This window comes from Salipaludibacillus agaradhaerens (genome assembly GCF_002019735.1).
GTDB classification, from domain to species: Bacteria; Bacillota; Bacilli; order Bacillales; family Salisediminibacteriaceae; genus Salipaludibacillus; species Salipaludibacillus agaradhaerens.
In genome coordinates, this window is record NZ_KV917378.1 from 414,088 (window position 1) to 440,879 (window position 26,792).

The window sequence follows — 26,792 nt, forward strand, 5'->3', positions numbered from 1 at the left end:
GACAATTTAATAGAAGATTGGGCATATTTATTCGTAGATTAAAAAAATGAGGGTGATAGAATTGAAGGGATTAATTCTTAATGCAGAAAATTGGGTGAAGCAGCTGTTTGGGGAGGATACGAGTGGCCATGATTTTTACCATACTGATAGGGTGAGAAAAGCGGCCAGAACAATTGCTGAAAAAGAAGGCGCTGATGCTGAGTTGTGCGAGCTAGCAGCATTGCTGCATGATGCAGGTGATGATAAATTTCATCCATCGGAAGAAGCGGGGAAGCAATTTGTGAAAAGGTGGTTACAAAAGCAGGAAGTCACAAATGAGACAATTGAAAAATTGGTTGATATCATTGAAACAGTCTCTTTTAAAGGAGGAAATAACAGACCGCCTGCTTCCCTTGAGGCAAGAGTCGTGCAAGATGCTGATCGGCTTGATGCCATAGGAGCTATTGGAATAGCACGCTGTTTCATGTTTGCGGGATATAAAGGCGAGGCCATGTACCACCCGGAGCTAAAGCCCCGAGATATCATAACAAAAGAGGCATACAGACAAGAAAGGTCGTCTGCCATTAATCATTTTTATGAAAAGTTATTAAAGCTCTCTGAGTTGATGACGACGGAAACAGGTAAACAGATGGCGCGTGAACGACACCAATTTTTAGAAACATTCCTTCACGAATTTTTCGCAGAATGGGAAGGGCAAAGATAGGAAAAAGCGAATGTAGAATAAATGTGCTTGATAATTAACGCGCTAAATCAGAATATAATCATTTAACGCTTTCCAAATAAAAAAACTAAACAAAACACTAATTTTTGACAGCGTAGACCTTGATATGATAGTGTCATTTTTATGATATTAAATGATAAAATTTTAATTATAAATGAGTTGTTACCCACGCTATAAAGGAAGGGAGTGTTTAGGCCATGAAAAAGAAAATACTTATGTTCTTACCAATGGGCTATGGATACTCCACTGCTGTTTTCTTTTAGACATTTTAAAATGGGTGAAGTCTGTCTAATTTAATAAGAAAATAAGCAGAAAAATTTATAGTAAGCGAGGTAATAGCATGCAAAAAATGATTAGAAAAAACCCTAGGATTATGCCAAAACCCGTAGGGAACTACAGTCACATCACTAGAGTGCCAAAAGGGGCGGGTTTGATTGTAACATCGGGTCAAGTTGGGACAGATATGGATGGCAATATTCCTTCAAATTTAAACGATCAAATTACAAACACTTTCGTCAACATGAAAAAGGTTCTTGAATCAGAAGGGCTGACTGAAGCGAACATTATAAAGGTTAATATATGGGCAACAGAAGAAATAGATTGGGATTATTTAGATGCTCAATGGGATGCGTTATTTGGAGCTGAATACCCATCTATGACAGTTGCATATATTTCTGCACTAGGATGGCCAGAGTTAAAAATTGAAATTGAACTATGGTGTGCTGAGGTTTAATGCGGTAAAGAGCGGGGACAAATCTGTTGAAAATGAATTGTAAAAAGGCTTCGATCATCATTTTTTGATGATCATAGCCTTTTTAAGTTGGATCTTTTATCATCTATATTCTATGAACTGCTTATGGCAGTGCCCTTTTCTAAGTTCATCTTCATGGGGGTAAACCTGTAGTAAAAGATAGAAGACGAATTTGAGAAAAATTTCGGCGAAGATCTCGTAGGGCAATTTTTTCAAGGAAGATGAGGCAGGCACCTACCAAAAATTTATTGGGATAAGTGCCTCTCTACTTTTTATTTACTAGGTTGCCCCAGCGTGTATTTGAAAACTGGCCCCAACATTGTTTAAAACATCGAACAATGGGGACAGTTCAGACTGTCTTCAAGCGTTATGTCGTTTGTTTAATTGGATCGATAGTTATTGAGATACTTCATAAAATATCTGGATGGTCCATTATTATCAGCTATTTCGTTATTCTTCTTGTCTCAAGGTAACGGGGTTGCCAGTAGGAATTTTGTAAATCAGCGATAGAAACACCACTTGAAGAGCCAGTATGAATAAATTGACCATCACCAAGATAAATGCCTGCGTGAGAAGGGCCTTTTTGATAAGTTTCAAAAAAGACAATATCACCTGGCTGCGGAGAGGAAACGGGTGTCGTCACTTCCCATATTTCTGCAACGGTTCTCGGCAAAGTAATGCCAGATTTATCGTAAACATACTGCAAAAACCCACTGCAATCGAAGCCACTAGTAGTAGTTCCTCCCCATTCATAAGGAATACCAATCAAATTTTTAGCTGTCGCAATAACATCAGTAGTTGCAGGCGCTTCTGATGATGAATGATCACTTACGGTGTTCGCTTTGTCTGATGACTTTGTTGAAGCGGTTTGTTGTTTTAACTCATCAAGGTTATCTGCCAGAAAATTTAAGACTTCCTTTCCAGCTAGTCCGTCTACAGATAGCTGATGATCTTTCTGTAGTTGTCGTACTGCTTGTTGTGTATAACTGCCATATACGCCATCAGCTTCAGCGGTGTAATAACCTGCTTTTTTTAATTGTTGTTGTAACTGTTTAACCTCATGACTCTCGTCTCCGAAAGCTAAGTAATCGGACTGTTGTTGACTTTGTGAAGAGTCATTAATATAAACAGTGGAGGTATTGTCCTCTCTAGTAGAACTTTTCATTTTGGCTGTTCGGTACACGGGAGGTAATTCAGCATCGATTAAGGATTCAGCCGTATAGTGGTCATTTTTGAAAGTAGATTTTGTTCCTACAAGATGGGTGATAGTATCGGCGCCTACTTTACCGTCGATTTTGAGCCCGTGATCTTTTTGGTAATGGCGCACTGCCTCTTCAGTTTTACTTCCAAACACACCGTCAGGTTCTGAAACATAGTAGCCGAGGTCGCCTAAATAGCTTTGGATCGTTTTCACTTTTTTTCCGCTTTCACCTTTGGTTAATAGAATGTTTGCTGGCCAGACTGATTGCATATCAGTATTCTTGACAACTGAACGTGTAGGCTCTGAATTCACAACCTTTAACTTTAATGATGTCGTTAGATTTTTCTCTAACTTTACCTCGCTTTTTGTAAAATTCAGCACTGATAAATGGTTCAGTTTGACATCCTGCAGACTCGAATTAGTAAGAGATTCTGAATCTTCGGTGGACTGAAGAAGCGTTGCAGTCGCCATTGCTGATCCTAATATAAAACGCTTCTGTTTTTTCCCCATGGTGAGCATCATTGTGAACCTCCTATTCCTATTCAACGCATACTTAGAACACTGAGACTAGTATATGAGCTTACTAGTATTCTTAGAACAAAGCATGTAAAGCAGCTTAATGGTGAAATATCTATCTGAATCTTTCAAGGACTTAAAGATTGAAATGACGATTTAAAGGGTATGTTACATAAAAAGGGTAATAAACCCCTACATAAGAGTAGATCGAGGAGGCTGACACGATGACACTTGAAGGTAAGAAAATTCTAACGGTGGTAGAAGATGAATTTGAAGATTCTGAACTGATTTACCCCCATTATCGTTTACAAGAGGAAGGAATGATCGCGCATATAGCGGGAAAAGAAGCTGGAAAAAGTTATTACGGAAAACATGGGGTTCCAGTCAAGACTGATTATAGCTTTGATCAAATAAACATTGAAGAATATGAGGCGCTCCTCGTACCAGGTGGGTGGGCTCCGGATAAACTTCGCCGTTATGATGAAGTGCTTAAGATGGTTCAATTCATGAACGATCAACAAAAAGTCATTGGTCAAATTTGCCATGCGGGATGGGTTCTTATCTCTGCAAACATTCTAGAAGGTAAAAATGTTACAAGTACACCAGGAATTAAAGACGATATGATGAATGCTGGTGCCGTATGGCATAATGAGGAAGTCATCATTGATGGCCATCTAGTATCTAGTCGTCGACCACCAGATTTACCCGCTTACGGACATGCGTTGGTAACGGCTCTGAAAAAAGACTGAAAATAACAGGAGGGGTAGCAAAATGCTATCTCTTTTTCTTTGGAAAAGAGGAGAAAGAAAATCATTGAAAAGGCGGAAATATCAGACATTTTGCTTATGTCATATTTCCAGTTAAAATAGGAATACGAACAATAGCGTATTTACATAATGGAGGAATTACACAATGGAACACTCACATACATGGATTAAAGAAATGAATAATAAAGTTTTTAATTTCAATAAGCTAAATCCACATCTCACTACGAGTTCTCTGCAACACTATTTAGCTTATTATTCTTTTGATATTACAGCGTTTACTACTTATAGATGTGGAACGGTGGAAGTGCAGGAAAAGAAAATATTTATTCAAGCATTTTTACGAGAGAACTCAAAAGGCACAATTTACTTTGTACATGGTTATTTAGACCACACAGGGGGCATGAGCAGAACAATTAATAAGCTCCTTAACGACGGCTATGACGTGATTAGCCTTGATCTTCCTGGCCATGGTTTTTCTCAAGGTGAGTCCGGCTCTATTGCTTCTTTTGACGACTACGTCGAAGCAGTAGAAAAGGGCTACTACGTGATTGAGGAGACGTTAAATAGACAAAACATCATCGGATTAGGGCATAGCACAGGTGGCGGAATTCTTTTTCATGCAGCCAGTGAGAACAAAGTAAACCTTGCGAAATTAGTGCTCGTGGCTCCTTTGTATATTCCATATGGATGGAATATGTTTAAAGGGGTCCTAAAAACAGCAGGTAAGATCATTCCAAGATCCAAAAGACGATTCAAAAAAAATTCGGAGGATTACGTCTATCGAGATTTTATCAAAAACGACCCATTACAAGTTAAATTGCTTTCTTCTTCATGGGTACTGGCTATGGAAGAGTGGCAGAAACGGATTATTAGCTGCCCGATCCTTGATATTCCTGTCTATTGTTTGCAGGGAGGGAAAGATACCACTGTTGATTGGAAGAAAAACGTCTCATTTTATGAACAAAAATGCCGTCGCATTCAAATTGCCTTGTTTCCAAATGGACGGCATCAGCTTTTAAACGAAAGTAACGTTGTCCGCGAGTTTGTTTATGAGCGCATACGGTCCTATTTAGAGGACGAGTAATGTGAAGAACGTGCGGATAATATAACTAACCCAGCAACAGAAAGCATGATAATGGCACTGACAAGAAAGGGGTGAAATGATAGCTCAGCAGCAGTTCCAGCTATAAAGGAGCCTGACACAACACCTAAAGAGAAAGCAGCATAAAAAATGCCATAAGCTTTACCTCGATCAACTTCTGAAGATACATCAGCCACAATTTTGTTCATTGATGGGAAAATAAATGCAAAACCAATCCCGTAGATAATCATGGCTAAGATAAGCATTGGAAGTGCCGTCACCATACTGAGTAATGTTAAGGCAACACTGATGAAAATAATGCCAGTTATAACTAAGGATACGGGTGTCTTTTTATCAAACAGCCGGTTAGCTGGCGTTAAAAATATGATAAGGGCTACGATACCAAAAAGACTAAGTAGCATGCCAGTAGTGGCAGTGCTTAGTCCCACGCTAGCAACTACGAGCGGTAGGGCAAATGCTAGTGTCCCATTACTCACCATCAATGCGAAAGCACTTAAGCACGCGGTAATAATGAGTGGCTCTTTTATTAAAAGGAGTATGTCTTTTCCTTGAACATGCCCACGATCCGAAGGAATGTATGATTCTTTTATATGGGTAACAATTAGGATAGATGTCAATATAAACAGTCCTGCCACGAGTAAAAAGACAGCATCTGCGGACCCTCTTGCTGCAATGGCACCACCTAGTGCTGGTCCGACAATAGCTGCGCTCCCAATACAAGCCCCTGTGTAAGCCATCGTTCGACCCCGTTCTCCAGTTCGCGTTTTATCACCAACATAGGCAAAAGCAGCGGGGATTAACGCTCCGCCAGCTAAACCGTGTAGTAATCGTACAATAAACAATTCTAAACCAGTACGCGTTAACGGATAAAAAATCAGGATGATAGCCACGAGAAGCATACCACTAAGCAATAACTTCTTCCGCCCGAAGCGGTCAATCCAGTGCCCGGCTAAAAGGTTTCCTACCATGTTGGCTAGTGAGTAAACGGCGATAATAGCTCCAGTTAGAAAATGTGATGCACCTAAATTTTGTGCATAAGGGGTGATAATAGGTAACTGAATAAATGTATCTAAAAAAGCTACGGCTATTATGAAGTATAAAATCTTTGTCATATATTGTCTCACCACTTTCTGCTCTTACTATACAATGAACATTAAAGCGCCGTAAAGTGGAAAGCCTATTTGCAAAATCACTTCAGAACAGTACCAAGATGAAAGACGTGGGAAAAGCCTGTTGCTATTTTCCTTTTATGTTGTTGGTTTTATGATGAATGGATGACGATTCTCAAATATTAGTAAACTACCCAACAACCTCTCCTAGTTTGTAAGACTTTCCCCCTATATAATTACATTACTTATAGATACACATTTTTACACATTCTAAGGGGGAAGCATCGGTGAAAAAAGGGAGAAAAATGAGGTTCGCCATTATTTTTGTCATTTTATTATTACTATTATCTAGCACGGCTACTTTTGCGGGGAATGGACATGAGAGATTTAATATGTCTTATTTGTATTTTGGAAGTCCCGACAACTATGTTCAATTAGTAGATCGAACGAATAACTCTCTTAACATGGTATCTCCTAATTATTTTGATGTTAATCAGGAGGGGAATCTTGTCTTTACGGATAAGTTTAGAGAATCTTTCGTAGCAGACATGCATAGTAGAGGAATAAAAGTCGTTCCTTTTCTAGCTAATCATTGGGACAGGACGGCTGGTGAAAATGCCTTTAAAAATCGGCATGCTCTGTCAACAGAAGTAGCTGAATATGTAGAGACATACAATTTGGATGGTATCAATGTGGATATCGAGGGTGTTGGACATGCTTATAGGGATGAGCATACAGATTTTATTAGATTACTCCGTGAGAAAATTCCTGCCCATAAGGAAGTATCAGTAGCAGTGGCTGCTAATCCTAACGGCTGGACAACTGGTTGGCATGGAAACTATGATTATACAGAGCTAGCTAAGCACGCTGACTATTTAATGATTATGGCTTACGATGAGCATTGGCAAGGTAGTACACCGGGGCCTGTTGCAAGTTATTCCTTTGTAGAACGTTCAATTCAATACGCTCTCAACCAACAAGTTCCAAAAGAAAAAGTAGTCATAGGTATCCCATTTTATGGACGTATGTGGAAAACAGACGGTGAAAGAAATGCAGATGGCTTTTTAATTAATGGTCGTGGGATCTCGCATAATCAGATCCAAACGGTTGTAAATCATTATAACGGTGAGGTTATTTTTGATGAGGCTTCACAAACGCCTAAAGCTGTGTTTACTGTGACAGATGACGATCCTATCATTTCAGCGGAAGGGGTAAGACTAACGGCTGGTGATTATGTCATCTGGTTTGATAATGAGCAATCGTTTAAAAAGAAGTTAGAATTGATAAACTTATATGATATAAAAGGGACAGGAAGCTGGGCACTGATGCGAGAAGATCCACACATGTGGGATTATTATAAAACGTATTTAAATGGTGGTACAATCGGAACGGAGCCAGAGGAAGACGTGGTGCTTGAGCCAGAGCCGATAGAAGAAGAGCCAGTAGTTGAACCAGAACCAACTCCGGAAGTCATAGAAGAGGAAGAAGAGGTTATTTCTGACTCAGGGAATAATGGTAGAGGAAATGGTAAAGGACACAACAAAAACACGACAGAAGATGTCCAACATGAAGAAGATTCAGGCGATAATCAATTAGAAGAACCGATCAAAGGGAACAACGGCAATGGAAACGGGAACGGCAGAAATAGATAAAAGATCCTAGTTGAGTAGCACATACCGTGGTGGGATGTGCTACTTATTTTTGTATAGATTAGCAGGTAAGAATAAGCAGAAGTGCTACATATGTTCAAAAAAAAACGTCATCATTAATACAGCGGTGAACTAGTTGACCAGCTGCTTATCCGGATCGTTTACTTTTCTTCTTTCTGTGATGTTTGTTTTTTACAGTGGTCTTCGTGATTGAACTTGCATGCCCTATCCTAACTGTGTGGCTTAAATTTTTGAAATTTGATCAAGATCAGTTATAATTAAAAAGGCTCTTTTAAGTATAGGAAAGTGAACGGCTCTGATGGACCTACTCTTCACCACCTTTGTGTGTTAACAACGTCTATTCAACATCTATGAAAATACATATTAATTGGAGACTTAGCTTATGAAAAAAACAATCATTGTACTAGGATCAGTGACTACCATTTTTATAGCCGCTTATGGGTTTGTAGGAAATTATTTTTACAACTTCGCATTAAATTCGGCAGATGAGAAAGAATTTATGGAAGATAATCCAAATTTAGCAGAAAGTGAAGCTGTATTAGCCTCTGTCGCATTAGAGGCAGAAGGAGAAGACGAGCAATTTAAAGCGGACTATGAGCCAGATGCTCTCACAATAACGTCTTCGGATGACAAGGCGTTAGCATTAAATGGCTATATGTATGAAAATGAGGGTGCTGGCCATAAATGGGCGATCGTTGTTCATGGCTATAATGGTGAAGCAAAAGGTATGACAAGATACATTCGTCATTTTTATAATCATGATTATCACGTGCTTGCGCCTGATCTTCGCGGTCATGGAGAAAGTGAAGGAGATTATATCGGAATGGGCTGGCATGATCGAAAAGATATTTTGCAGTGGATTGATGAGATTCTGGTAAGGGATCCGGAGGCCGAAATCGTCTTATTTGGTGTGTCGATGGGAGGCGCCACTGTCATGATGACAGCAGGAGAAGAAGATTTACCGGACAACGTGAAGGTGATCGTCGAAGATTGTGGGTATTCCTCTGTAAGCGATGTATTTACCTATCAATTAGACGACTTGTTTGGATTACCACCGTTTCCAGTATTAAATGCGGCTAATACGGTGACGAAGTTTCGTGCTGGCTATGACATATTTGAAGCCTCAGCTGTTGATCAAGTGTCTAAAAGTGAGACACCGATCCTATTTATTCACGGTGATGAGGACACCTTTGTCCCATATGAGATGGTTGATGATGTGTATGAAGCAGCTTCTGTTGATAAAGAGAAATTAATTATAGAAGGAGCGGGACACGGGGACGCTGAAAAGGTTGATCCTGTTACTTATTGGGAGACCGTCTGGGGATTTGTTGATCAATATATCGAGTAAGTTATATGCTCTTTCAGTGTGAGAGCCATAAGTCACCAGGTTTAAAAGGTGAATTAAACTGACATGGACATGATACCCCCGGTTTATTTAAAATACTGTGAATGGGTTTTATCCTACTCTTAAGGGGCAGTGAAACTCCCATTGATTGAAGCTTAGCTTTATAGTAAGGTGAGGCTTGCACTTAATGAGTGCAAGCCTCTTTCTGTATAAGCCTTTAAACACGGACACTGCTTTTAAGCATTTTTTTCATAAGAATCGCTGACTTCACCTTTGTTTTTAAGCAAGGGGAGATGTGTACCTGCTGATTAGTCGCCTTTATAGCGCTTTTTAAATCAGTCATTGTTGCGATTGGTTCAGGAAATGTGCTGTACACACTCCCATATTGTAAAAAATGATGTGTGTCACTTCCGCCGACAATCGGAAGGGAGAGTTCGTCGGCAAGGCGGGAAACATTTTGGACAAGTTGATCTTGTCCTTGTACGTATAAATCTTTTCCATTTAAATCAAACGCATCAAGCCTACTTAACAAGTCTCTGTCTAAATGGTGGAGTGGTGTACTATCTCGATAGGGGTGAGCACCAATTTTTATCATATTTAGCTCATCTGCCCAATCTAATAATTGCTTAAAAGGAACAAAATGGTCAGGCTCTGTAAACGGTTCTAGATGATGGCGCATTGCTCTAACTGATTCCCTTGCTCCTATTAACAAGATGTGGCCGGTCTCAGCAATATCCACTTCAAGACCAGGGAATATTTTCAAGCCATTCGCATTATAATGATCGGATTCATAAGGGAAATGCTTATCTAATGAGTCATAAATGTCTGAAAAACGTAACGTATTAAAGTGCTCAGTCAAAGCGATAGCATTTAAATCATTCGCAAGCGCTTCTGTCACCATCGTATTGAAGTATGTTTCGTCAAAATACGTCTTCTTAGAAAGTTTCATATGGGTATGCAAATCAATATTCATTAGGCTCATTCTCCTTTTAATAAAATGATGTGACTAAAAATGCAGCGACTATATAGCAACCTGATAAACTAAGAAAGGCTAGATCATGAAAACGAAAACGCATATGTTGCAATTTAATTTTCTTAACGTCAGGTGATGTAAGAGCACTGGAATATCCTTTTGATTCTAAGGCTTCCACTGTGGTCCTTGCTCGTTTGGCTGAACTTAAAATAAGGGGATAAAACGACAAGACAGCAATTTTTATTAAATAAACGACCATTCTCCAATAAAGTAACCCCTTTTTCTCCGGTGCTTTTCCTCGTAAACGAAAGGATAAAAAAATTTGATGAAATTCTTCAACTAAGCTCGGAAGCATGCGATACCCATAAGCGATTGAGAACGATACTTGACTAGGCACCCCAATGCTTAATAAGCCATCACTCAATTTTTCTGGATCCATTGAACTAAATACGACAATACTTGCTAATGAAATGGTAGAAAGTTTTAACGTTAAAATTAGTAAGGGGAGGATGGTGTCTAAGTTTCCGCCAAAAAACCATGAAGCGATCAGTAAATAGCCCGCTTGACTGAGTAAGCCAAGGCAGAGAATGACAATGATGAGCGGGCTCACTTTAGTCATGATCGTCATAACGACCATTAGTGAAAAGAACGCGCCTAAAATAGCAGGGTCATGAATGAACCACGGTACAAACCCGAAAAATAAATACCATATAAACAATGTACGTGGATCTAATTTTGCAATAAATGTATCACCGTTACCGTAAGCTGTGTTTAATAATTCAATTTTTACTTGTTCAACTGATAGGTTATCGAGAAGCCTTCGCGTATAGTTCACAACAGTCTACCTCCTTACGTGTTGATTTCCACCTATTCACAAAATCGTCAACTGAATAAGAAAGGGATGAACCTCCAATATCTTTGCTCAGTTCGAGTATTTGTGGCGGAATAAGCCCTGCTTTTTTTAGTAAAGGGGTATTACTAAATACGGATTCTCTTGTCCCATCATGGAGGACTTTTCCTTCATGTAAGACGATGATGCGGTTAGCCCATTCTGCTACGAGTTGCATGTCATGGGTAGCGATAATGACCGTTTCAACTTGCTCTTGTAGCTGACTCAACATATGAGTAATATCTTTCTTTGTAGCAATATCAAGGTTAGCAGTCGGCTCGTCTAACAAAATGATGTGGGGTTGCATAGCAACACCAATGGCGACAGAAGCCCGCCTTTGTTGCCCGCCGCTCAGTAATCGACCGTCTCGCTCTTGAATATCTTCAAGTCTGAACATGCGAATAATCTCATCTACGAAAGACTGATAGTTTGCTACTTTTCTCGCTTTAAGGTAAAATTCGATATCTTTTCGAATCGAATCTTCAATAAACATATCTTCTGGATTTTGATAAATGTATGTGACAATGTTAGCTAATTTTTCAGGAGAGGTAGTCTTCGTATGAAAGTCTTTTATCACCACATCGCCCTTATCAGGTTTAATGAGGCCTGTTAATAATTTTAGAAGTGATGATTTCCCTGCCCCGTTATTTCCCACTAGTGCGATTAAATCGCCCTTTTCAAAAGATAGAGAAAGGTCATGAATGACTTTGTGCTTTTTCCTTGAGACCGTTTTATATGATACATCTATTCCTGTCATCGATATAATCGATTCGCGGGTTGGAGAAAAAGAGACTTCTTTTTTAAATGTCGATTTAAAAAACATTGACTCGGACTGTTTAAAAAGTTTAATTGCTTCATCACACGTAATTGGATAGGAACTAGGAGAATCTTTCATATTAAGTTGGTAAGCAGCTTGGGTCACTTGGGGTGGAAAAATAGCATACGTCATTAATTGTTCGACTTCATTTAAAGCATGCTTCGTTTCCTTTTTCCAAACAAGTTGGCCTTCGTTCATGAGCAAAACGTGATGACAATAATCTGCAATAAATTCTGTATGGTGTTCAATGACGATAATCGTCGTGCCTCTATTTTTATTAATATCTTTTAAAATGTCATAAAAAAGGCGGGCATGAACGGGATCGAGTTGGGCAACAGGCTCGTCTACGATAAGAATGTCTGGATCTAACGAGAGTGCACCGGCGAGGGCGAGTAAATGCTTTTGCCCGCCGCTTAGTTGCCAAACAAATTCGTCTAGATTGACATTTAATTGAGCTAACTTTAGTGCCCGTGCGCCCCTTTCTCGATAATCGGCATAGCCGTAGTTTAAACAAGCAAAGCTTGCATCATCGATCACTGTCGGGCGTACAATTTGATTCTCAAAATCTTGATAAACATATCCGACATAACGGGAGAGGTCAGCCACTTTATGTTCACGCGTATCAAGCCCATTGATCATGACCTGTCCCGAAAAATCGCCTACATAATAATGTGGAATGATGCCATTTAGCAATTTGCATAAAGTGGATTTTCCACTTCCATTACCTCCTATTATGCCTACAAAATCCCCTTTTTCTAATGTAAAGGAAATGTTTGATAAAACGGGCTTTTCGCCGCCTGGATAGGTAAATGTCACATTTTCGATAGCAATATGATTATGACACATAGCGATCCTCACCGTTCTTTGCGTTTTTTTGTTTTCTCATTAGCCAGATAGTCATAACAGAGATAAGGGCGGCTACTCCAATGACGATAAAGATAAAGCGTTCCCCAAAGAGAGCGACAAAATCAATATCCCATTCCACAAGGGTGATTTCCGCTTCAGCAAGAAATTCTGCAATCATGGCCATACCTGAAAGAATAATTAATATGACGATGACCCGGGGACCAAGGACCTCTTTTAATGAATAGTTTAACGTATTATCACGAGGTTTCATGCCTAACAGCGGTTCTATTTTGCCATAGAGTCTTGGCACTAAATATAAGGTTGGGAGTAATGCGAATAAAATCCCTGAGAAGAGCACGTCATTTAAAAAAGAGAATCCTTCAATGACGACGATACTTTCAGCTAATCCTGGGACTGCTTCAAGTTCCTCTACACCGATCCACACTTTTCCAATATCCACAACAGCACTAATGAATTGATGGATGGCCACACCGCTAATAGCAGCGACACCGACTTGTAGTCGGTTTTTCGGATTTTTAACCATTGTTCCTGCAACATACATAGCAAGCGAAAAAGCAATAAACTTTTCTAATTCACCAAGTCCGCCAAATTGACCAAGCATAATTTCGCCGAAAATAACCTCGCCTAACGAAGCACCTACGGCTGCATAAAGAGGATGAAATAAAATACAAAGGGTCAGTGGAATAAAGGCAAAGTATTCTACTGAAAATTCAACTGGTCCTAAATAGACTTTCGGTAAGAGCTCCGTGATCATGTTGGACAAACCGTAAAGCGACATGGATAAAATAAAAACCATCATTTTCTGAGATTGCGTCAACGAGTAACGTTTTTTTAACTGCGTCATGTGAGTGACTGCCTCCTTTAATTGAACTCTCCTTTAGTGTAATTGGGAAATATTAATAAAGTTTTTATGTTATGTAAATATGATGTAAAAATTTCATGATTGAATTTAATGTATTAAAACATACATGTATAATGAAATTACGAATCACTTAAGGGAGTGGAGATGATACAATGCAACTATTCAATGTGAAAACAGCAAACTTGTCCCCTAATCAAATTAAAATTGCGGACTACATTAATCGCCATCTGCAAGATGTGCTCCTTTCTACAGAAAAGGAAATTGCAGAGGCTTTAAATGTGAGTACTGCATCAGTATCGCGATTTTGGAAAAGTGTGGGTTATCATAATTTAAAAGATTTTAAGCGGAAAATGAGGGAAATTGATGTGACACCAGTTGGAAACTTTGAAAAAGCAATGGAAAGATTAACCGCTCATGAATGGCAACACGATCAACTGGAACAAGGAATGGCTAATTTAAAGGAAACGATGAGACATTTATCAGCGTCTCAATTTGACTTAGCAATAGAGGCACTAGTTAAAGCGGAGACCGTCTATATTTATAGTCCAGGGCCCTCAAAAGGATTAGGGGTGTTAATGCATCATCGGCTAAAACGATTTGGCCTCAACATCGTTCATATGACAAGTAGTGGAAGTGACATTTTAGAAGACATGGTACACTTTAAACGAGGGGATTTAGTCGTCTTATTTGGATTTGTACGTATGTTAAGTGAAGCAAAAGTGATCCTTGACGACGCCAAGAAACGTGGTTATCAAACACTTCTCATTACAGATCAACTGATCTCAGAATTTACAGGGAAGGTGGATATCCAATTGTTCTCCAGTCGTGGTGAAAGAACAGATTTCCATTCGATGATAGGCCCAACCTTTTTAATCGAGAACGTGATTTTAGCCATAGGTATGAAAAAGGAAACGGAAGCACTGACCCATTTAAAATCTCTAACGCAATTAAGAAGCATGTATGCTGATGAATTACCTAGGTAGGCTTTACTCGTTATAGCAAGCTAAAAATGAAGCGAAGGAAACGAATTAACAAAGAGAAAGGAGGGCGTTTCATTAATTACTCGTTTTAAAGCTGTGAATGGTGCAACTAAGATGAGGGATTGTATAATTTTTGGTGAAGATGGCGTATGTGAGAGCACTTTAAATTTTTATTAAGAGGTGAGCTGATATGTTATCGAATGACTTGACTGCCATGTTACAAATTGACTATCCAATCATTCAAGCACCGATGGCAGGAGGAATTACAACCCCTGAACTGGTGTCGTGTGTGTCGGAACATGGGGCTTTAGGCTCTATTGGTGCGGGTTATATGACACCACAATCGTTACGTCAGCACATTAAAGACGTGCGAAAACGTACATCAAATCCTTTTAGCGTGAATGTGTTCGTTCCCAATGCATTTAATGTATCTATGGAAGAAGTGGAAGCATCGGTAAACCAATTGCGTCCCATCAGGAAAGCGTTAGGTGTTGAAGGCGGGAATCCTTCTTTACCTACACCAGCTTCAATGAAAAGAAACTTCGAGGAACAGATTAACGTTATTTTAGAAGAAAAGGTGCCAATTTGTTCCTTTACATTTGGTGTCCCGCCTAAAGAGGTAGTTGCTGAGTTAAAGAAAGAAAACGTGATATTAATGGGAACGGCCACAACTGTCAATGAAGCGATTTTATTAGAAAGCAAAGGAATGGATATGATTATTATCCAAGGTTCTGAAGCTGGCGGACATAGAGGGCATTTTTTAGCAGAACGCGACCAAAGTTTGATTGGGTTAATGTCACTCATTCCACAAGTATCTGATCATGTGACCATTCCAGTCATTGCCGCAGGTGGCATTATGGATGCTCGTGGCTTAGTTGCGGCTAGGTACTTAGGAGCTTCAGCTGTTCAAATGGGAACAGCCTTTTTAACATGTGCTGAAAGTGGCGCACATCCCACTTACAAAGAAGCCATCTTAAACGCCAATGAAGATGATATAGTTCTGACTAAAGCCTTTTCTGGAAAATGGGCGAGAGGGATAAAAAATACATTTATCGATGATATGAAAGATTATACGTCTGTGCCCCCTTTTCCCGTGCAGAACACGCTCACGTCAGCTATTCGGAAAGCATCTGCTGATCAGCATAACCCCGCATATATGTCACTATGGACAGGTCAAAATCCGAGACTTGCTACTGACCTCTCTGCCGCCACGTTCATTCAACATCTCGTTCAGGAAGTGAAAGTCATAACACGTTAAATAGCTCGTTTATTATGGGGGAATATGCTAAGACTAGTTTAAAAGCCATTTTTGAGAGGGTACAGTAATGAAAGAGGTGAATTCGTTGCAAAAATAGCAAGAACTCATATATGATCTTAGCATACGAAACCTAACTATAAGTCACAGTCAAAAGGAGATACAATGGGACAGAAAGTCGATAACACAGGATGGCAATTAGCCCATAGTTATGCGGAATTACCAACTATATTTTATAGTGACATTGCGTTATCACCAGTGTCGTCCCCTGACCTTGTCGTCTTAAATGAGTCGTTAGCAGAGGACTTAGGTCTAGATGCTAATGAATTGAGAAAGGATGAAGGGATTGCGGTGCTTGCCGGTAATCGTACGCCAGAAGGGGGAAGTCCCCTTGCACAAGCTTATGCGGGTCATCAATTTGGTCACTTTACAATGCTTGGTGATGGAAGAGCCATGCTTATTGGTGAGCAAATAACCCCCAAAGGTCATCGCGTGGATATCCAATTAAAAGGATCAGGAAGAACACCTTACTCACGAGGGGGAGACGGCCGGGCAGCACTAGGACCGATGCTAAGAGAGTATCTCATAAGTGAAGCGATGTATGCTTTAGGTGTTCCGACAAATCGCAGTTTAAGTGTGGTAAAAACAGGCGAGACCGTTATGAGGGAAACGCCATTAACTGGAGCTGTTCTCACACGTGTGGCTTCAAGTCACTTGCGAGTAGGGACTTTTGAATATGCGGCAAAGTGGGGAGACAAACAGGATCTACAAGCTCTCGCTGATTATGCTATAGCACGGCACTTTCCTCAAGGTCAAGAAACGGACCATCCTTATCATTTTTTATTGCAGCAAGTTATTGAACAGCAAGCATTGCTCGTGGCAAAGTGGCAATCTCTCGGTTTTATACATGGGGTCATGAACACGGATAATGTGACGATCAGTGGAGAAACGATCGATTATGGTCCTTGTGCCTTTATGAATACGTATGACCCTGACACGGTGTTTAGTTCGATAGATGTTCAAGGCCGATATGCGTACGGAAATCAGCCGTATATAACAGGCTGGAATTTGGCCCGTTTAGCAGAGGCATTGCTACCGTTATTAGCTGATGACGAAGACAAGGCGGTAGAAATGGCACAAGACGCTATTTCAGGATTTAGTGACAGCTATATGTCTTATTGGCTTGAAAACATGCGAGCGAAGTTAGGGTTATTTAATGAGGAAGAAGAGGATGAAGCTCTTATTAAAGATTTGCTCAGCTTAATGAAAACGTACGAAATGGATTACACGAATACATTTATTGCCTTAATATTTGGAGAATGCAGACAGTTAGCATTGCCTGATAAGCCCGATTTTAAGCATTGGTATTCACGTTGGCAGGAGCGGTTAAAAAAACAAGACGCTTCTGATGAGGAAGTGCGTGATCTGATGAAAAAATCAAATCCTGCTGTCATACCAAGAAACCATCACGTGGAAGCAGCTCTCGAAGCGGCCGAACAACAAGATTTCAGTGTGATGAATCAACTTCTAGATGTGCTACTTAAACCTTATGACCATGAACGAGATCAAGACACTTATGCGAGCCCTCCGGAGCCATCGAATACGCCGTACAGAACCTTTTGTGGTACTTAACAACCATCAATTTAATAATGAGAAACAGATGTCGGCCATGCTTTAGCGTGGCCGATTGTCATGCAAACGTATATTCGCTATAATGAGACAGAAGAGAACGGAGGGGGAAAGGATGTTTCGTAAAAAAACATTAGAAGAGCTCATGGCGGAATTAAAAAGAGACGCCAATGTGACGCATTGGCACACATTAGATGCGGAACCGGCTAAAACGTCTCCATTTCCAGCCGATATTCATCCTCATTTGAAAAAAGCATTGCAAGCCCGCTCAATTAATGCTTTGTACACACATCAAAAAAGTGCCTATGAAGCAGCAATGAAAGGTGAAAATATCGTCGCTGTGACGCCGACAGCTTCAGGGAAAACATTGTGTTATAACTTACCTGTCTTGCAACGACATATGATGAACAAAGCAAGTCGGGCACTTTATATATTTCCAACGAAAGCGTTGGCTCAAGACCAAAAAGCAGAACTGAACGAGATGATCGACGAGATGGACGTGTCAATTAATAGTTATACGTATGACGGAGACACACCAGCCAATATACGTCAAGTCGTAAGAAAAGCCGGGCACGTCGTTATTACAAATCCAGACATGCTTCATTCAGCGATTTTACCTCATCATACAAAATGGATCTCACTGTTTGAAAATTTAGACACGATCGTCATTGACGAACTTCACACGTACCGCGGCGTTTTCGGTTCTCATGTTGCCAATGTGATTCGCCGATTAAAGCGGATTTGCGCATATTATGGCAGTGATCCAACATTTATATGTACGTCTGCAACGATCGCCAATCCCACTGAGTTGGCCGCTGAATTAACAGGGGAACCAGTGCGACTCATTGACAATAATGGTGCGCCTAAGGGGAAGAAAAATTTTGTCTTTTATAACCCCCCGATCGTTCATAAGCAATTAAACATACGGCAAAACGCCACGAAAGTCGTGAATGAATTAGCTTCTAAATTTTTGAAAGAACGGATACAAACCATTGTTTTCGCGCGAAGTCGGGTACGTGTAGAGGTAATTTTAAGTCACTTACAAGAACTTGTTAAAAACGAGCTCACTAAGAAGTCAATCAGGGGGTATCGCGGGGGATACTTACCGAAACAGCGCAGGGAAATCGAACGAAGCCTGCGAAGCGGTGAAACGATTGGGGTCGTCAGTACGAATGCCCTAGAATTAGGGGTGGACATCGGTCAACTGCAAGTATGTGTCATGAACGGTTACCCAGGCTCCATTGCGTCTAGCTGGCAGCAAGCTGGCCGGGCAGGACGCAGACAAGACGAGTCCCTCGTTCTCATGGTGGCGAACTCATCACCACTTGATCAATACTTATTTCAGCATCCTGACTACTTCTTTCACGGAACACCTGAAACAGCACGAATTAATAAAGATAATCTCATTATTTTAGTCGATCACTTAAAATGTGCAGTTTATGAACTCCCTTTCAAAAAGGGTGACACGTTTGACGGTGTAGAGGTGGACGACATACTTGACTATTTAACAGAAGAACGGGTATTGCATGACGGTCATGAGTCGTGGTATTGGATGAATGACGCCTTTCCAGCTCATAATATTAGCCTTCGATCAGCTGCCCAAGAAAACGTCGTGATCATCGACCAATCTGACACGGCGCATCATCGTGTCATCGGTGAAATGGATACCTTCAGTGCCATGACCCTCCTGCACGACGAAGCGATCTACTTGCACGAAGGGACGCAATTCCAAGTGGAGTATTTGGACTGGGAAGAGAAAAAAGCGTATGTGCGTGCCGTTGATGTGGAGTACTTTACAGATGCTAATTTAGCTGTGAAATTGAAGGTTCTAGAAGTGGATCACGATCAGCCATGTGGGCGCCATCGGATACAATATGGGGATGTAATGGTCACAGCAATGGCCACTATTTTTAAAAAAATCAAGCTAGAAACCTTTGAAAACATCGGATCAGGTACCATTCATTTACCAGAACAAGAACTTCATTCAAACGGGTTAGCCCTGACATTTTCTAACGATAGCTTTAGTGAAAAACAACAAGATGATCAAACTGAACTCGTATTAATGGGAATGGCCCATGTGCTTCAACACGTTGCATGTGTCCATGTCATGTGTGATAAACATGACTTACATGCCGTACCGGAAGTGAAAGCCGTACACTCAGGACAGCCGACTGTGTTTTTATACGACCGTTACCCAGGGGGGATTGGTCTTAGTGAAAGTGTTTTTAAGCAAATGTCTGTCATATTACACGAAGCGTTAAATTTTGTTAGCGGATGTCCTTGTGAAAGTGGCTGTCCGTCTTGTGTTGGGGTAGGAAGTATAAACCCGTCAGTTTCTATAAAACGATTGGTGACCCAATTAATTGGAGAAGCAGTAGATGCCAATGGATAAAGGGAGACATTTGTTAGTGAGGTGACTGAAACGATGAGTATGAAAGCGAAATTGTTAAGAATGAAACATCATTTACAACTGCCTGAAGAAAAAGATCAGGGGGAACTAAAAGGCGGCATAGAGAACGAAGCGCCAGAACCAACTGATGACGAAACAGCGTTTAGGGCATTAGGCTTTGAGCCATTTTATTTTGAAAATGAACGAGCCTTCCGTAAGCGGGTTATCTACCCATATGAAAGCGCGCAAGATAAACAACTAGTCGAAGACATGAAACACATTCAGGCTTTTTGGCAAGACCATTTGCAAGATCACCCCCTTTCGTTTGCCGGGAAGCCGTTGGATCGACTGCTTTTTTTTGATACAGAGACGACAGGTCTTTCCACTGGTGCAGGAAATGTTATTTTTCTTATTGGCTATGCTCGCCTAATGGCTAACGGGATCGAGGTGACCCAGCATTTTTTAGAAAGTCCGGCAAGTGAAGCCGCTTTTTTATCAGGTTTTTTAGATGATTTTCATGAAGAAGACTATCTTGTCAGCTATAACGGCAAGTCATTTGACTGGCCACAAGTGAAATCTCGTCATGCATTTATTAGAAAACAGTTACCAAAACTACCTGCCTTTGGGCATATTGATCTACTTCATAGTGCCAGACGCTTATGGAAAGATGAACTCCCTTCATGCCGGCTTGCCATAGTAGAAGAGCATAAATTATCTCTAAAGCGAGAAGGAGATGTGCCAGGAAGTCTAGCACCGCTATTATACTTTGAATACTTATCTAATAAAACGCCTCACCATTTAAGCGGTATTATTGCCCACAATGATCAAGACGTTCGGTCATTAATCTCGCTTTATGCCCTGATTGTCAAAAAGATTATTTATCCATTAGAAGACTCGGCCTCTGCAAAAGAACACCTAGCCATAGGTGCTTGGTTTGAAAAGCTAAAAAAGTTTGATTGGGCAGAAAAACATTTTAAACAAGCCATTAAACGAGCACAACAACCGCTTCCAACGGTTTATTATCAGCTTGGCAGTCTTTACAAAAAAATGAAGAAACCTGACTTGGCAGTTAAATATTTAGACCAAGCCCTTATGGAAGGGACTTTTCCCCCTATCGAAACATGGATTGAACGTGCCAAACTAGCCGAACACTTTGAAAAAGACATTGAAAAAGCCTATTATTTTGCTCAACAAGGTCTTTCTACCTTAAAAAAGAGAGAGAAACTAGGGCATAAAGCCAATTTCGTCAGCTATAAAAAAGATTTAAATAACCGTATGAAGCGGCTAGAGAAAAAACGCCAGGCCTAAATTATTAAAACCGAGTGTGGCAGGCGCTTAAATCTAAAGTGACAGTGTAGTTGCTAGCAAAAAAGAGGTATAACAACTTTCGGGGAAGAGTTGGTTCTATCATGAATAACGACATTTTCGGTATAACAGGAGTGGTTTATTTTTATATGATTTACGATGATATGAGGAAATTGGATCAAATAGCTGTGAGACTATCCACATTTATATAGGCTATAAAACACAATTTTAACTATGAAGTGGTGGGAGAACTGACAAGGCGTAGACGGCTCAAAACTAGTTCCTCTGGAGTGTCGGTTCGATCCTGACCACCTACCATCTACATAATTTGCATCAATTTTAATAATTCATTATTAGCCCGTAATCCTTGATATATAAGGGTTTTCAAGCTCTTTATATTAATTAAGTTTCCTATAGAAAACGATTGATTTTGAATCGATTTTACACATTTTTCACACAAGATTTACACCACCATTTGTTCGAATATACTGACTGTTCCAAGCTCATCTTCCTCGCGTAACTCTTTAATGACGTGGGTGTATATCAATATCGCCATGACCAAGTCGTTCACTGACGTAGTGTATAGAAACTTTTTTATACAGAATTACACTTGCATGAGTGTGTCGTAAGCCATGAATGGATATTTGCGCTATATCGAAATCCTGTAATGATTTCTTTAGTAGCTTGTTTGCATTAGTATTACTTATTACTTTATATTTGGAATTAGGACTGTAGAAAACCAACTGGTGTATATTTGTCGGCGTGGTTTTAAATAGCTTTTTAAAATGCTGCATCGTTTGGAGGAATGATTTAGAATCATATATCGTTTGTTCTAGAAAACCATTGCATAAAAAGATAGCTATTTATTATAATTTCTTTGAGTGATGTAAGGTTGTGAATGTAAGGCTACTAATCAATTGATTTTATTGATCTTTCTGGTCAAATGAAAAAGGGTTTCGAGCAATGGTACTACTTATTATTAAAGTGAGTTTGTATAAATGATAATTAGAAAAAAATAAGCCTATACGAGATAAAACTTAATCGTATTGGCTTATTTATGTTTTATGAATATTTCATAAAAAGCATTTTCTACCCCCTCCAATAAAATGGAGGTACTCACAATATAAATCTCGTTTTATAATAAAAAAGAATAGAAGGGGAAGTGACTATGTTGAAATATAAGAATAATGTAAAAGAATTAATGAAAGAGAGAGAAATGTCCCTAAATCAATTAAGTGAAATATGTGAGCGCAGCATAAACACTATAAGAACAATAAAAAATAATCCTTCGAAAAACTTTAATATGGACAGTGCATTTGAGTTGTCACAAGTGTTAAACTGTAGCATTAAAGACCTCATAGAAGATGATATAGCTTTAGTTCATTTTGACAAAGTTTATGAACGACAAAAAGATGACCCTCTCTTTATAAATCAACAAATTTTCAATCCGAAAAATATGAAGTACTTAAAAGGTCTTCTTTCAGAAGTAGGAGTATCTTGTAGTATCTCACCATATAGTTATTACAAAACAGTAATGGTAAAAAACGCTCAAGAAAAAAGTCCCATCATTGTTGACTTTAATCTTCGTGTAACCCGAACAGAGTGCACCACATTACGTATTGTAGACTTCTTTGTACAAGTAAATAAGTTTTTGGTAAATGAAGTGGTGATAAAGGATGCCTTTATAAAAACGTTTGAAATTTATGCACGCAAGTTAAACATCGAAGAAATTACATTTGATATATTGGCAGATTACGAAGTGCGGAATGATAATTTGTACGATAAGGAAACAGACCTTCCCTCAGATTTCAGCTATAAATTGGGTACAGATCCGAGCTTATTTGTTCAAAATGAATTTGAATGTATTAAAAATCAATTTACATCACATCAAATAACATGGAAAAAAGTTTTGTATTAGTTAGCATTAATAACAAATATTTTATTGGGGAGGGGTTCTAGGAGTTTCTAAACATCTGCCAGGATTTACAAGGAACTAGTTTGCTGTTTGAACAAACGGGTACTTAGTACCCGCTTCTATAATCTTATGTAAGTAACGATTATTAAGAGACGTTTAAATAGATAACCCTGGTCACTTTCCCGCTTTTGGTAAAGGTGTTAAAACTGTTGGAGCACAATGGATGCAACAATTTCAGCTTTTTGAGATTTTATGACTGTAGGGACGAACAAATACAATCAACTGGGGAGTTTAAAGTAGTTGCTGCTTTAGACTTTTTAAGAAGTAGTTAGAAGAATATAATAAATACCTTAGTAAAATCCCTTCAACATATTAGGTTTAAATGGTAAAATCATACTATATATCTATCCTATTAGAAATCGTAGTAGATAGTTTAAAAGATGGTGGTGGTTAGATTGACGGAAAACCTGTTCAATAGTCAGGTAATAAAAATAAATGATAATGTCGAGTTTCATTATATAGGTATAAAAGATTTTAATAAAAAATTTATAGATTATATAAACGAAAACTTCGTTAGTATTTGTAAAGGAGAAAAAAATACGAGTTCATTAGAAATTATTAAAAAGAGGGCCTTTAAATTCTTTGAAAAAAAAGATGAAAGAACTAGAAACGGTGGAACTGCTGAATTTTTCTTGCACTTATATTTGAAATTTTTGGATTATAAACAGGAGTGTATGTTCCTAAATATGGAAGAAGCATCTATAAAAAAGGGATTCGATGGTTACTACTCTAAAGGGAATGATGAATGGATTTTGGAGAGTAAATCTGGAAATTACAGATTTGATAGTGTATCTCATCATAGTAAAATCACTGAAGCCTATAATAGTTTGAAGAAACAATTAAATGGAGAATCAGAAAATGACCCTTGGCAAAATGCATATCAACACGCAAATTCAAAGGATGTAGATACAAATAATACTATTTTAAAAATATTGCAAGAATTCTCAGATGATTTTTTTTCTGAAATTTATTATACTCCTGAGGATTTTAATATCATTCCAGCCGGAACGGTATTTTTAAATGGAGAATGGGAAGATTTTGATGTAAACGAAATCTATGAAAAGGTTGTTAGAAATATAAAAGGATTCGAATATAAAAAGTTAATTGTTATTTGCTGTACAAAAAAATCATTAGATTTATTTATGGATTTCTTAGGAGTTCCTAAAAGGGAGGGTGACTATGAACAGCAAGGAAAAAACGCAGCTAACACACATAAATAAAATTCATATGTTTAAAGAGGTTATGAAAAAATTAACATTAGGAGAAGAACTAAGTAATAAAGAAAAAACATATATACTAACAGTCGCAATTTTTTTTATAAAAAGTTTTGAATCTGACAAAAGATACACTTCTTATTTAGAATTTGCTTATTTCATAATATTAAAGTACTCTACAACTTATCATGATTATAGACCACTCTATGATTTTGCAACTAATTTCGGATTCTATCCAATTGCAAAAGATGTACAACAAAAAGAATTGATTCCTGATATGAAGTTTATAGAGGACCTAGCAGGATTAAAGCTAGAAGAATTCAATCATGAAAATTATACTGAAACACTTCAACAGAAGACAACTAGGAGAAGTTTATTGGAGAATGATAGTAGGAATATAAGTTATATTGCCCCTACATCATATGGTAAGAGCTCTTTAATAATAGAACATATACAAAACAATTTAGATAAAAACCTTAAGGTAGCAATTATTGTCCCAACCAAATCTCTCTTAGTTCAAACTTATAAATTAGTTAGAAAGGCTGATTTTAACCGTAGAATTATTATACATGATGAAATGTATCGGGATGATGAGCGTTTTATTGGAGTTTTAACTCAAGAAAGAGCATTAAGATTATTAGAGAAAAATGAAACATGGCTGGATATTCTGTATATAGATGAAGCCCATAATCTCTTTGAAAAGGATAGTAGGAGTATCCTGTTATCAAGACTTTTGAGATTTAATGCACAAAGAAATAAAAATCAAAAAGTAATCTACTTGTCTCCCTTGATAAATGAAAGTAAAAATCTCAGGCTTGACTTCCAAGATGAAATTGTAGAACAAAAAATTGAGTATAATATGAAAGAACCTGAAATATTCGAATATAGGGATAATGACCAAATATTTTTATATAATAGATTTACTAATGAATTTTATCCATATAGAGAATTACAAATTAAAGGAAATGAACCAGGATATATAACCTATATGAAGTCTGAAATTGGGAGTAAGAATTTTATTTATCATAAAGCACCGAAGAGAATAGAAGAATTCTCAAAAGAATTATTCTATAGCTTACCTGATATAGATTTAACATATGAAACTCAAAATCTAATTGAAGAGTTAGAAGAGTTAGTACATAAGGATTTTTACCTTATTGAATTACTTCAAAAAGGTATTATATACCTCCATGGAAGAATGCCGGAAATTGTTAAAGAGTATTTAGAATATCAATTTAAGAATAATACTGATCTAAAATTTGTTATTGCCAATAAAGTAATATTAGAAGGGATAAACTTACCAATTGATGCTCTATTTATAATGCATACAAATGGGTTAAGAGAAAAAGAGGTTACAAACTTAATTGGTAGGGTTAATAGATTAAATGAAATTTTTACTGTAGAGACTAATCAATTACATAGGTTACTACCCAAGATTCATTTTCTGAATAGCAAATATAATAAGAAAAATATTAGAATGGAAAACTTAATTCGGAAATTAAGAAGCAACATTTTTTCAGATGTGATTAAAAATCCCATATTAGCCGAATACGATGAGTCAAAGATCAAGGATGAAAGTGTTAAAGAAAAAGTTCGAGCAATTAAGAAAAATGAAGAGTTAGTTTTAACCAATTCATTAGATGAGTTGGAAAAATTAAAGAAAGTTTTTATAAGGTCAAGTTTAGAATCAATAATTTCCATTAAGGATGATTATCTAAAAGAAATATTGAAGAGAATAAAAGGATTAAAAGGGTCAAAAATGTGGACTGAAGCTGATATCATTGATAAGGTGTACTTTCTCTATATAAATAAATTTGAAAGAGATGATATATCGGATTATGAAGTTTACCGGTTAAAATTTGATAAGGCTCGGAATTTCTACAAGGGACATATTTACGCAAGAAAAGTAAATTCCTTAAAGGAAAATATTATTGGAACTTATAAGTATTTTAAAAGACGTATTAAAGATCAATTAACAGATTTATATATAGGTACTAGTTATGGTGAAAAAGCAATCCGTACAGATAATTATCAAGACAGTATTAAAGAGGTCTATGTTGATTTATCAACTAAAAGTGATGCTGAGTTAATTAACTTGGCAATCATTAAATTAAAAATAGAGGATGACTTTATTAGTTATAAATTAAACAGATTAATAATAGTTCTGTATGAATTAGGACTAATAACTGAGGCAGAATACAATGAGGTAGTTTACGGAACCAATGATAAGAAGAAAATAGATTTAATAAAAACAGGTCTTTCATTTAGTTTAATCACAAGACTACAAAATGATGATCAACTAAAAAATATCAGCTTAGATGAAAATAATAACTTAATTGTTAACGTCGTTTTTTTAGATTATAAAAATGGACTAAACGGATTTTACCGTTTTGAAATGGAAAAATATTTATCCTTTTAATTTTTATTAATTAAAATAATCTTAAAGTCAAATGGC

The 26,792-nt window shown here is 38.0% G+C and carries 21 protein-coding genes; 14 read left to right on the plus strand and 7 right to left on the minus strand.

Annotated features, from left to right (window positions below):
• Positions 1-52 precede the first annotated feature (52 nt).
• Together BK581_RS02005 and BK581_RS02010 are read left to right on the plus strand one after the other, a co-directional pair.
• Positions 53-703: an HD domain-containing protein gene (locus BK581_RS02005; RefSeq protein ID WP_308240398.1), complete on the plus strand. Its 651-nt coding sequence runs from the start codon at positions 53-55 to the stop codon at positions 701-703.
• Between the two features lie 358 nt (positions 704-1,061).
• Entirely contained in the window at positions 1,062-1,454 is a 393-nt protein-coding gene (locus tag BK581_RS02010) for a RidA family protein (protein ID WP_078576586.1), read from the plus strand.
• A gap of 460 nt (positions 1,455-1,914) precedes the next feature.
• Here the strand turns inward: BK581_RS02010 and BK581_RS02015 are convergent, their stop codons facing one another.
• Positions 1,915-3,195: a C40 family peptidase gene (locus BK581_RS02015; protein ID WP_078576587.1), complete on the minus strand. Its 1,281-nt coding sequence runs from the start codon at positions 3,193-3,195 to the stop codon at positions 1,915-1,917.
• Between the two features lie 218 nt (positions 3,196-3,413).
• Between BK581_RS02015 and BK581_RS02020 the strand changes: the two genes are divergently transcribed.
• A complete protein-coding gene (locus BK581_RS02020; protein ID WP_078576588.1) occupies positions 3,414-3,938 on the plus strand; it encodes a type 1 glutamine amidotransferase domain-containing protein in 525 nt (174 codons plus the stop codon).
• 163 nt (positions 3,939-4,101) lie between these two features.
• A complete protein-coding gene (locus BK581_RS02025; protein ID WP_078576589.1) occupies positions 4,102-5,040 on the plus strand; it encodes an alpha/beta hydrolase in 939 nt (312 codons plus the stop codon).
• Here BK581_RS02025 and BK581_RS02030 read toward each other — a convergent pair.
• Positions 5,022-6,170 carry an MFS transporter gene (locus BK581_RS02030; protein WP_078576590.1) on the minus strand — a complete coding sequence of 383 codons (1,149 nt, stop codon included), beginning with the start codon at positions 6,168-6,170 and terminating at the stop codon, positions 5,022-5,024. The genes BK581_RS02025 and BK581_RS02030 overlap by 19 nt on opposite strands.
• Positions 6,171-6,454: 284 nt before the next feature.
• Between BK581_RS02030 and BK581_RS02035 the strand changes: the two genes are divergently transcribed.
• Positions 6,455-7,819 (plus strand): glycosyl hydrolase family 18 protein, encoded by a 1,365-nt coding sequence (locus tag BK581_RS02035; RefSeq protein ID WP_078576591.1) that lies wholly within the window; start codon positions 6,455-6,457, stop codon positions 7,817-7,819.
• A gap of 400 nt (positions 7,820-8,219) precedes the next feature.
• Positions 8,220-9,185: an alpha/beta hydrolase gene (locus BK581_RS02040; protein ID WP_078576592.1), complete on the plus strand. Its 966-nt coding sequence runs from the start codon at positions 8,220-8,222 to the stop codon at positions 9,183-9,185.
• Between the two features lie 214 nt (positions 9,186-9,399).
• On the opposite strand, the gene BK581_RS02045 is transcribed toward BK581_RS02040, so the two are convergent.
• The 4 genes from BK581_RS02045 to BK581_RS02060 are packed head-to-tail and all read right to left on the minus strand — an operon-like array spanning position 9,400 to position 13,572.
• Positions 9,400-10,155, minus strand: a complete 756-nt coding sequence (locus tag BK581_RS02045; protein WP_078576593.1) for a PHP-associated domain-containing protein — start codon at positions 10,153-10,155, stop codon at positions 9,400-9,402.
• Between the two features lie 16 nt (positions 10,156-10,171).
• On the minus strand, positions 10,172-10,990 hold the full coding sequence (locus BK581_RS02050) for an energy-coupling factor transporter transmembrane component T family protein (protein WP_078576594.1): 819 nt from the start codon (positions 10,988-10,990) through the stop codon (positions 10,172-10,174).
• Positions 10,962-12,707 carry an ABC transporter ATP-binding protein gene (locus BK581_RS02055; protein WP_078576595.1) on the minus strand — a complete coding sequence of 582 codons (1,746 nt, stop codon included), beginning with the start codon at positions 12,705-12,707 and terminating at the stop codon, positions 10,962-10,964. Before BK581_RS02055 ends, BK581_RS02050 begins: the two co-directional genes overlap by 29 nt.
• Positions 12,697-13,572, minus strand: a complete 876-nt coding sequence (locus BK581_RS02060; protein ID WP_078576596.1) for a cell division protein FtsQ — start codon at positions 13,570-13,572, stop codon at positions 12,697-12,699. Before BK581_RS02060 ends, BK581_RS02055 begins: the two co-directional genes overlap by 11 nt.
• 170 nt (positions 13,573-13,742) lie before the next feature.
• Between BK581_RS02060 and BK581_RS02065 the strand changes: the two genes are divergently transcribed.
• The 5 genes from BK581_RS02065 to BK581_RS02085 all read left to right on the plus strand — a co-directional run bounded on the left by BK581_RS02065 (position 13,743) and on the right by BK581_RS02085 (position 21,151).
• Positions 13,743-14,573, plus strand: a complete 831-nt coding sequence (locus BK581_RS02065; RefSeq protein WP_078576597.1) for a MurR/RpiR family transcriptional regulator — start codon at positions 13,743-13,745, stop codon at positions 14,571-14,573.
• Between the two features lie 187 nt (positions 14,574-14,760).
• Positions 14,761-15,828, plus strand: coding sequence for an NAD(P)H-dependent flavin oxidoreductase (locus BK581_RS02070; protein WP_078576598.1), 1,068 nt, complete (start codon positions 14,761-14,763; stop codon positions 15,826-15,828).
• Between the two features lie 162 nt (positions 15,829-15,990).
• Positions 15,991-17,457, plus strand: coding sequence for a protein adenylyltransferase SelO (locus BK581_RS02075; RefSeq protein ID WP_078576599.1), 1,467 nt, complete (start codon positions 15,991-15,993; stop codon positions 17,455-17,457).
• A gap of 112 nt (positions 17,458-17,569) precedes the next feature.
• The gene (locus tag BK581_RS02080; RefSeq protein WP_078576600.1) at positions 17,570-19,846 is read left to right on the plus strand and encodes a DEAD/DEAH box helicase; all 2,277 of its coding nucleotides are present in this window, start codon (positions 17,570-17,572) and stop codon (positions 19,844-19,846) included.
• Positions 19,847-19,879: 33 nt separating this feature from the next.
• Positions 19,880-21,151, plus strand: coding sequence for a ribonuclease H-like domain-containing protein (locus tag BK581_RS02085; protein WP_078576601.1), 1,272 nt, complete (start codon positions 19,880-19,882; stop codon positions 21,149-21,151).
• 521 nt (positions 21,152-21,672) lie between these two features.
• Here BK581_RS02085 and BK581_RS02090 read toward each other — a convergent pair.
• Positions 21,673-21,942 carry a tyrosine-type recombinase/integrase gene (locus tag BK581_RS02090; protein ID WP_245828854.1) on the minus strand — a complete coding sequence of 90 codons (270 nt, stop codon included), beginning with the start codon at positions 21,940-21,942 and terminating at the stop codon, positions 21,673-21,675.
• A gap of 374 nt (positions 21,943-22,316) precedes the next feature.
• Between BK581_RS02090 and BK581_RS02095 the strand changes: the two genes are divergently transcribed.
• The 3 genes from BK581_RS02095 to BK581_RS02105 all read left to right on the plus strand — a co-directional run bounded on the left by BK581_RS02095 (position 22,317) and on the right by BK581_RS02105 (position 26,756).
• On the plus strand, positions 22,317-23,066 hold the full coding sequence (locus BK581_RS02095) for a helix-turn-helix domain-containing protein (RefSeq protein WP_078576602.1): 750 nt from the start codon (positions 22,317-22,319) through the stop codon (positions 23,064-23,066).
• A gap of 452 nt (positions 23,067-23,518) precedes the next feature.
• On the plus strand, positions 23,519-24,343 hold the full coding sequence (locus tag BK581_RS02100; RefSeq protein WP_078576603.1) for a Hachiman antiphage defense system protein HamA: 825 nt from the start codon (positions 23,519-23,521) through the stop codon (positions 24,341-24,343).
• Positions 24,303-26,756 (plus strand): DEAD/DEAH box helicase, encoded by a 2,454-nt coding sequence (locus BK581_RS02105; protein ID WP_078576604.1) that lies wholly within the window; start codon positions 24,303-24,305, stop codon positions 26,754-26,756. The genes BK581_RS02100 and BK581_RS02105 overlap by 41 nt, the downstream gene beginning before the upstream one ends.
• Positions 26,757-26,792: the final 36 nt, after the last annotated feature.

What these genes read in the sequence shown, in the direction of transcription:
- BK581_RS02025 (WP_078576589.1), top strand. Translation starts at nt 4,102, where the DNA reads ATGGAACACTCACATACATGGATTAAAGAAATGAATAATAAAGTTTTT.
- BK581_RS02090 (WP_245828854.1), bottom strand. Translation starts at nt 21,942, where the DNA reads ATGCAGCATTTTAAAAAGCTATTTAAAACCACGCCGACAAATATACAC.
- BK581_RS02085 (WP_078576601.1), top strand. Translation starts at nt 19,880, where the DNA reads ATGAGTATGAAAGCGAAATTGTTAAGAATGAAACATCATTTACAACTG.
- BK581_RS02105 (WP_078576604.1), top strand. Translation starts at nt 24,303, where the DNA reads ATGAACAGCAAGGAAAAAACGCAGCTAACACACATAAATAAAATTCAT.
- BK581_RS02045 (WP_078576593.1), bottom strand. Translation starts at nt 10,155, where the DNA reads ATGAATATTGATTTGCATACCCATATGAAACTTTCTAAGAAGACGTAT.
- BK581_RS02020 (WP_078576588.1), top strand. Translation starts at nt 3,414, where the DNA reads ATGACACTTGAAGGTAAGAAAATTCTAACGGTGGTAGAAGATGAATTT.
- BK581_RS02030 (WP_078576590.1), bottom strand. Translation starts at nt 6,170, where the DNA reads ATGACAAAGATTTTATACTTCATAATAGCCGTAGCTTTTTTAGATACA.
- BK581_RS02075 (WP_078576599.1), top strand. Translation starts at nt 15,991, where the DNA reads ATGGGACAGAAAGTCGATAACACAGGATGGCAATTAGCCCATAGTTAT.
- BK581_RS02095 (WP_078576602.1), top strand. Translation starts at nt 22,317, where the DNA reads ATGTTGAAATATAAGAATAATGTAAAAGAATTAATGAAAGAGAGAGAA.
- BK581_RS02010 (WP_078576586.1), top strand. Translation starts at nt 1,062, where the DNA reads ATGCAAAAAATGATTAGAAAAAACCCTAGGATTATGCCAAAACCCGTA.
- BK581_RS02065 (WP_078576597.1), top strand. Translation starts at nt 13,743, where the DNA reads ATGCAACTATTCAATGTGAAAACAGCAAACTTGTCCCCTAATCAAATT.
- BK581_RS02060 (WP_078576596.1), bottom strand. Translation starts at nt 13,572, where the DNA reads ATGACGCAGTTAAAAAAACGTTACTCGTTGACGCAATCTCAGAAAATG.
- BK581_RS02080 (WP_078576600.1), top strand. Translation starts at nt 17,570, where the DNA reads ATGTTTCGTAAAAAAACATTAGAAGAGCTCATGGCGGAATTAAAAAGA.
- BK581_RS02040 (WP_078576592.1), top strand. Translation starts at nt 8,220, where the DNA reads ATGAAAAAAACAATCATTGTACTAGGATCAGTGACTACCATTTTTATA.
- BK581_RS02015 (WP_078576587.1), bottom strand. Translation starts at nt 3,195, where the DNA reads ATGATGCTCACCATGGGGAAAAAACAGAAGCGTTTTATATTAGGATCA.
- BK581_RS02070 (WP_078576598.1), top strand. Translation starts at nt 14,761, where the DNA reads ATGTTATCGAATGACTTGACTGCCATGTTACAAATTGACTATCCAATC.
- BK581_RS02055 (WP_078576595.1), bottom strand. Translation starts at nt 12,707, where the DNA reads ATGTGTCATAATCATATTGCTATCGAAAATGTGACATTTACCTATCCA.